Origin of the sequence: Phenylobacterium sp. (assembly GCF_044358365.1) — a bacterium.
In the GTDB taxonomy this organism is placed as follows: domain Bacteria; phylum Pseudomonadota; class Alphaproteobacteria; order Caulobacterales; family Caulobacteraceae; genus Phenylobacterium.
Map to the genome: position 1 here is coordinate 1 of NZ_JBIKNZ010000117.1, position 5,025 is coordinate 5,025.

Consider the following 5,025-nt stretch of genomic DNA (forward strand, 5'->3'; position numbering starts at 1 on the left):
AGAACCAGCCGATCCATCACACCCAAGGTCACCTCCCAAAGAGAAGCCTTGAATCACGATCCGCTCGATACCGGAATCCCTAGAGTCCACAGCTCCTAGAGCCTGTCCGTTTCAGATGGAATCATCTGAAAAGGATAAACAGGCTCGTTTTCATACATTTAGAGCGCGACGGGCGCTTGAACCGGTATCCACTTCGAGCTGTCGCGCTCTAACCCGGCGAGCACGTCTGCCGCCGAGGCTTCGTTCTCCAAGGCCTCGCCCGCCAGATACCGCCGCAGATTCTCCAGGAACAGCGTGTCATTGCGCCCGGCGTTGCCCGCGCTCATGCCCGATGAGTGCGGGGTGAGCGTCACGCGCGGGTGGTTCCAGAACCGGCTTTCGGCAGGCAAGGGCTCTGTCTCGAACACGTCGAGCACCGCATGCTCGGGCACGCCGCGATCCAGCGCGGCCAGCAGGGCGGCCTCGTCCACCAGCGGCCCGCGCCCCACATTCACGAAGATCGATCCGGGCGTCATCCGCTCGAATAGCCCGGCGTTGGCCACATGACGGGTTTCCGGTGTCAGCGGCGCAGCCAGCACCAGCACATCGGTTTCCGCCATCAGCTCCTGCAGGTCAGCCTGTTTCGCCATGCGATCCGCGGCAGGATCCAGCGCCGGGCTGCGGCGGATCGCTGTGATGTGGGCGCCGAAGGCCCGGGCGCGCACCGCGACGCCGCGCCCGATGGCGCCGAAGCCGAAGATCGTCCAGCGCGAGCCCTCGATCTCGCGGAAGGGCCGGCGCTCCCATTGCCCCGCCGCCTGGGCGGCTCGGCGGCCAGGGCCATCCTGCAGCGCGTCCAACACGCCCCACAGCACATAGTCGGCCATCCCCACAGCCTGACCATGGCTGGTGGTGAGCCGGGCGCCCTTCTGGATGAACTGGCCAAAGACCGGATTGTCGAACCCGGCCGCGCCGCTCTGCACCCATTTCAGCGCCGGCGCCTTCAACGCTGCGGTCATGAAGGTCCGGGCGCCCGGGCTGAAGAAGGCGTCGGCATTGGCCCAGACGACATCGGGCTGCGCCGTATCGGCGTCGAGGGCCTGCCCCGCCAGCAGGATTTCTCCCGCGTCATTGACCGTGAGCGCCTCGACGCCCGCCGGGATCAACGCCTCAACGCGCCGCCAGGCCTTCTCGTGAATCAACAGTCGCATGGGACCCTCCTAGATCACGTCGAGATTGGATTGACTCAATCCAATCTCGAAAAACGTGATCGCCCTCACAAGTCCAGAGCGGGTTGCGGGCGGAAAACCGGTTCCCACTTTTCCTCAACCCGCTCTGGACCGGTTTAGCCGGTAAGGGGTCCCGTTAGCTAGCGCCCGCCGCCTGAAACCGCCGCCGGGGCCGGGGTCGCCGCAGGTTTCGGCGCCTGCTGGGCCTGCTCGCGGCGCCGTCCGCCCATCATCGCCTGCATGGCGGCGAACTCGATCTTGTCGATGGCGCCGTCCGCATTCTTGTCGACCATCGGGAAGTACTTGACCAGATTGGCGCCCATTTCGCCCTTGAGCTCGGCCTTCTGGATCTTGCCGTCCACATTGTCGTCGAACATGCCCATCAGTCGGGTCTTGTCGATCAGGTCGTCGTTGTTGGTGAGTTGGGCCGAGGTCTCGTCTGTCCAGCGATAGCGCACCGCCGTATAGAACATCTCCTCCCAGGACTGGTCGCCCCAGACGATGGTCTTGCTGGCGTCCGGGTTGGCCGGGTTCTGCTTCGAATTGTCGTACCAGTAGTTGGCGATCAGCTTCGAGCCCGCCGGGATCTTCAGCGGCTCGGCGAAGCTGTACTCGCGCTGCCAGTTGAAATCGTAGCGCGGCATGGCCAGCAGCCGCTTCTTCGCGCCATCCGGATATTCGACCCACAGGTCCGACGCATAGCCGCGGTAGTGGGCGTGCGGGAAGGCCGAGTAGAGCAGCATGTCCTTCGGCACATCGATATAGGCGGTTTCCTTGTGGCGCCCCTCGCCGGCCGGGATGACGATGGTCGGGTCCACGATCACCGAGTTGCGCATCACCAGTTCGGGCGTCTCGCCGTCCTTGTAGAAGTAGAGGCCCAGCTTGGAGGTGTCGGTCACCTCCTTGCCAAAGGGCGTGTAGTGGGCCTGCGCCCCGATGGCGCCGCCCGGCGGCAGGTAGGTGCCGACGTTCGTGGGCCACAGCGTGCTTTCCGCACCCACCGCATAGCCGCCCATGGAGGCGCCCCAGCGGCTCTCATTGCCCTTGCCGTCAGCCGGAACCTCCTTGAGGTAGCCGGTCAGGAAGTGGTGCACCGCCTGGCGCTGGCTGACCACGAAGGTCGAGGCCTTGACCCACTTGCCCTCGGTCAGCGGGTTCACCATCACCGGCCGCTGGTAGTCCACCACGCCCGACGCCGGGATGGTGTACTTCGGGATGTCCAGGATCAGGTCCGGCTTCCCCAGCGGCCATGTCTCGGCCACCCGCCGCTTCGCGCCCAGGGGATCGGCGCCCTCGCCGCGCGGCGCGCCCTGCTCGATCCAGTGGACCACGGTCTTGATCTGGGCCGAGGTCAGGCTCTTGTCATCGGACCACTTGCCCACGTGCGGGTCCACGTTCCAGGGCGGCATGCGATCGGTGCGCAGCACCTCGCGGATCATCGGCGAGAAGCCCTTGACCATCTCGTAGTTGGTCATCGCAAAGGGACCGATGCCGCCTTCCACGTGACAGGACACGCATTTGGCCTCCAGAATCGGCGCCACATCCTTGACGTACGATATCTTTTTCGCGGCTGCGGCCCGCCCGGGGAAGTCGATCAGGCAACCGGCGCTCATCCGGGTGGCGGCCTGGGCCGGCTTGCCGGCCATCACGGCCTCGATGGCGTTGGACGCCCAGGGATGGTCTGCGACGGCCTTCTGGGTTCCGTAGTCCAGTCGATCATCCATGGGCCCGCGATAGGCGACCTTCCAGGTCTTCGGGTCGATCACATAGAACTCGGCCGTCCGCGTGACGCCCAGCTGCTCACCCACCAGCTGGTGGGTGTCCATCAGGATCGGGATGTCGATCCCGAACTCTTCCTTCTCTTTCGCGATGGCGTCGCGGCCATCCTGGAGGTTGGAATTCAGCATCAGGAACTTCACGCCCTGTGGGCCGTACTTGGCCTGCAGCGCTTTCAGGTGAGGCGTGAGGTTGCGCGCGATCGGGCAACCGTTGCCGGTGGTGACGATCACGATCGCCTTCGCATCGGTCATCCGATAGAGCTCGTGGCCCATGTAGTCGGTGTCCGACAGCATGAAGTTGTCGATGGTGGCCGGCGCGCGGGTCGCCCGTGCGTTTTCGGCGGCCGAGGGCGCGCCGGAGGCCAGAGCGCTCGGCGCCTCGCCACTGGTGGTGCAGCCAAACAGCAGCGCTGCCGCCGCGACTGTGGCCAGGGCCGAAACATGGGCTTTGATCATGCTGAAATCCTCCCAGACGCTGGCGGTCGCGAACGGTCCGCTCAGGTTCCCGATCCGAAATTCTGCGTTATGCCAGAACCTAGGCTAGCCGGGTTGGGTTTCATCATTATTTCTCATCCATGTTCCGAACGCACCCGGCCCGCGAGCGTGGGGGGTCCGTCTGAACCTGGACGCGTCTCGACCGCTGTCAGGAAGTCGGCTGGATCGGACCCGGGCCGCTAGGGTCTGTGCTCAATAACATACGCTCATCCCGGCATTCGCCGAGATGAGCGTATGTTATTGAAATTGTTGACTGAAACCCGAGTCCAAACCCTCAGACCACGCGCTCGACCAGGATCTTCTTGATCTCGGCGATGGCCTGGGCCGGGTTCAGACCCTTGGGGCAGACCTGGGCGCAGTTCATGATCGTGTGGCAGCGATAGAGCTTGAAGGGGTCTTCCAGGTCGTCCAGACGCGCGCCGGTGTCCTCGTCGCGGCTGTCGATGATCCAGCGATAGGCGTGGAGCAGGGCGGCCGGGCCCAGGTACTTCTCCTGGTTCCACCAGTAGCTGGGGCACGAGGTGGAGCAGCAGGCGCACAGGATGCACTCATAGAGGCCGTCCAGCTTGGCGCGGTCTTCCGGCGACTGCTTCCATTCCTTTTGCGGCTCGGGCGTCTCGGTCTTCAGCCAGGGCTCGACAGAGGCGTATTGCGCGTAGAACAGCGTCAGATCCGGCACCAGATCCTTCACCACCGGCATGTGCGGCAGCGGGCTGATCATGATCTTGTCCGAGGGGCAGTCGTCGTGGCCGTGGATGCAGGCCAGCGTGTTGCGGCCGGCGATGTTCATGGCGCACGAGCCGCAGATGCCCTCGCGGCACGACCTGCGGAACGTCAGCGTCGGGTCCATGTGGGTCTTGATATAGATCAGCACGTCCAGGACCATCGGCCCGCACAGGCTGGTATCCACGTCATAGGTATCCCAGCTCGGATTGACGCCCTTGTCGGGATCATACCGATAGACCTTGAAGGTCTTGGTCTTCCCCGACGAGCCCGCCGGCGCCGGATAATGCTTTCCGCCCTTGGGGACGGAATTCTTCGGAAGGGTGAGTTGGACCATCTGCGTCTTCCTTCCGAACCTAGTACACCCGCGACTTTGGCGGGATGTAGTCGATGTCTTTTGAGAGCGTGAAGTTGTGCACCGGCCGGTCGTCGATCTTCACCTTGCCTGTAGCGTCGTCGAACCAGGTCAAGGTGTGGGCCATCCACTTGGCGTCGTCGCGATCCGGGAAGTCCTCGTGGGCGTGGGCGCCGCGGCTTTCGGTGCGGTTGGCCGCGCCGACCACCGTGACAACAGCCTGACCGATCAGGTTATCGAGCTCCAGCGTCTCCATCAGATCCGAGTTCCAGATCATGGAACGGTCGCTGACCTTCAGATCGGCGCGCTTGGCGTTCACCACCTCCATGCGCTTCACGCCCGAGGCCAGGTCCTTGGAGGTGCGATAGACGGCGGCGTCTTCCTGCATCACCATCTGCATTTCCAGCCGCAGGTCGGCGGTCGGCGTGCCGCCGTCGGCGTTGCGGAACCGGTCCAGGCGCGCCAG

At 64.4% G+C, this 5,025-nt stretch carries 3 protein-coding genes and 1 pseudogene; all 4 read right to left on the reverse strand.

Translation table 11 applies throughout. From position 1 onward, the window contains the following. Window positions 1-158 precede the first annotated feature (158 nt). On the reverse strand, window positions 159-1,190 hold the full coding sequence (locus tag ACIQ3B_RS17915) for a D-2-hydroxyacid dehydrogenase (RefSeq protein WP_397405007.1): 1,032 nt from the start codon (window positions 1,188-1,190) through the stop codon (window positions 159-161). A gap of 158 nt (window positions 1,191-1,348) precedes the next feature. Beyond that, on the reverse strand, window positions 1,349-3,442 hold the full coding sequence (locus ACIQ3B_RS17920) for a redoxin domain-containing protein (protein ID WP_397405009.1): 2,094 nt from the start codon (window positions 3,440-3,442) through the stop codon (window positions 1,349-1,351). A gap of 313 nt (window positions 3,443-3,755) precedes the next feature. Further along, the gene (locus tag ACIQ3B_RS17925; protein WP_397405011.1) at window positions 3,756-4,541 is read right to left on the reverse strand and encodes a succinate dehydrogenase iron-sulfur subunit; all 786 of its coding nucleotides are present in this window, start codon (window positions 4,539-4,541) and stop codon (window positions 3,756-3,758) included. A gap of 19 nt (window positions 4,542-4,560) precedes the next feature. After that, window positions 4,561-5,025 (reverse strand): annotated as a pseudogene (locus ACIQ3B_RS17930) (succinate dehydrogenase/fumarate reductase flavoprotein subunit); the annotation flags it as partial.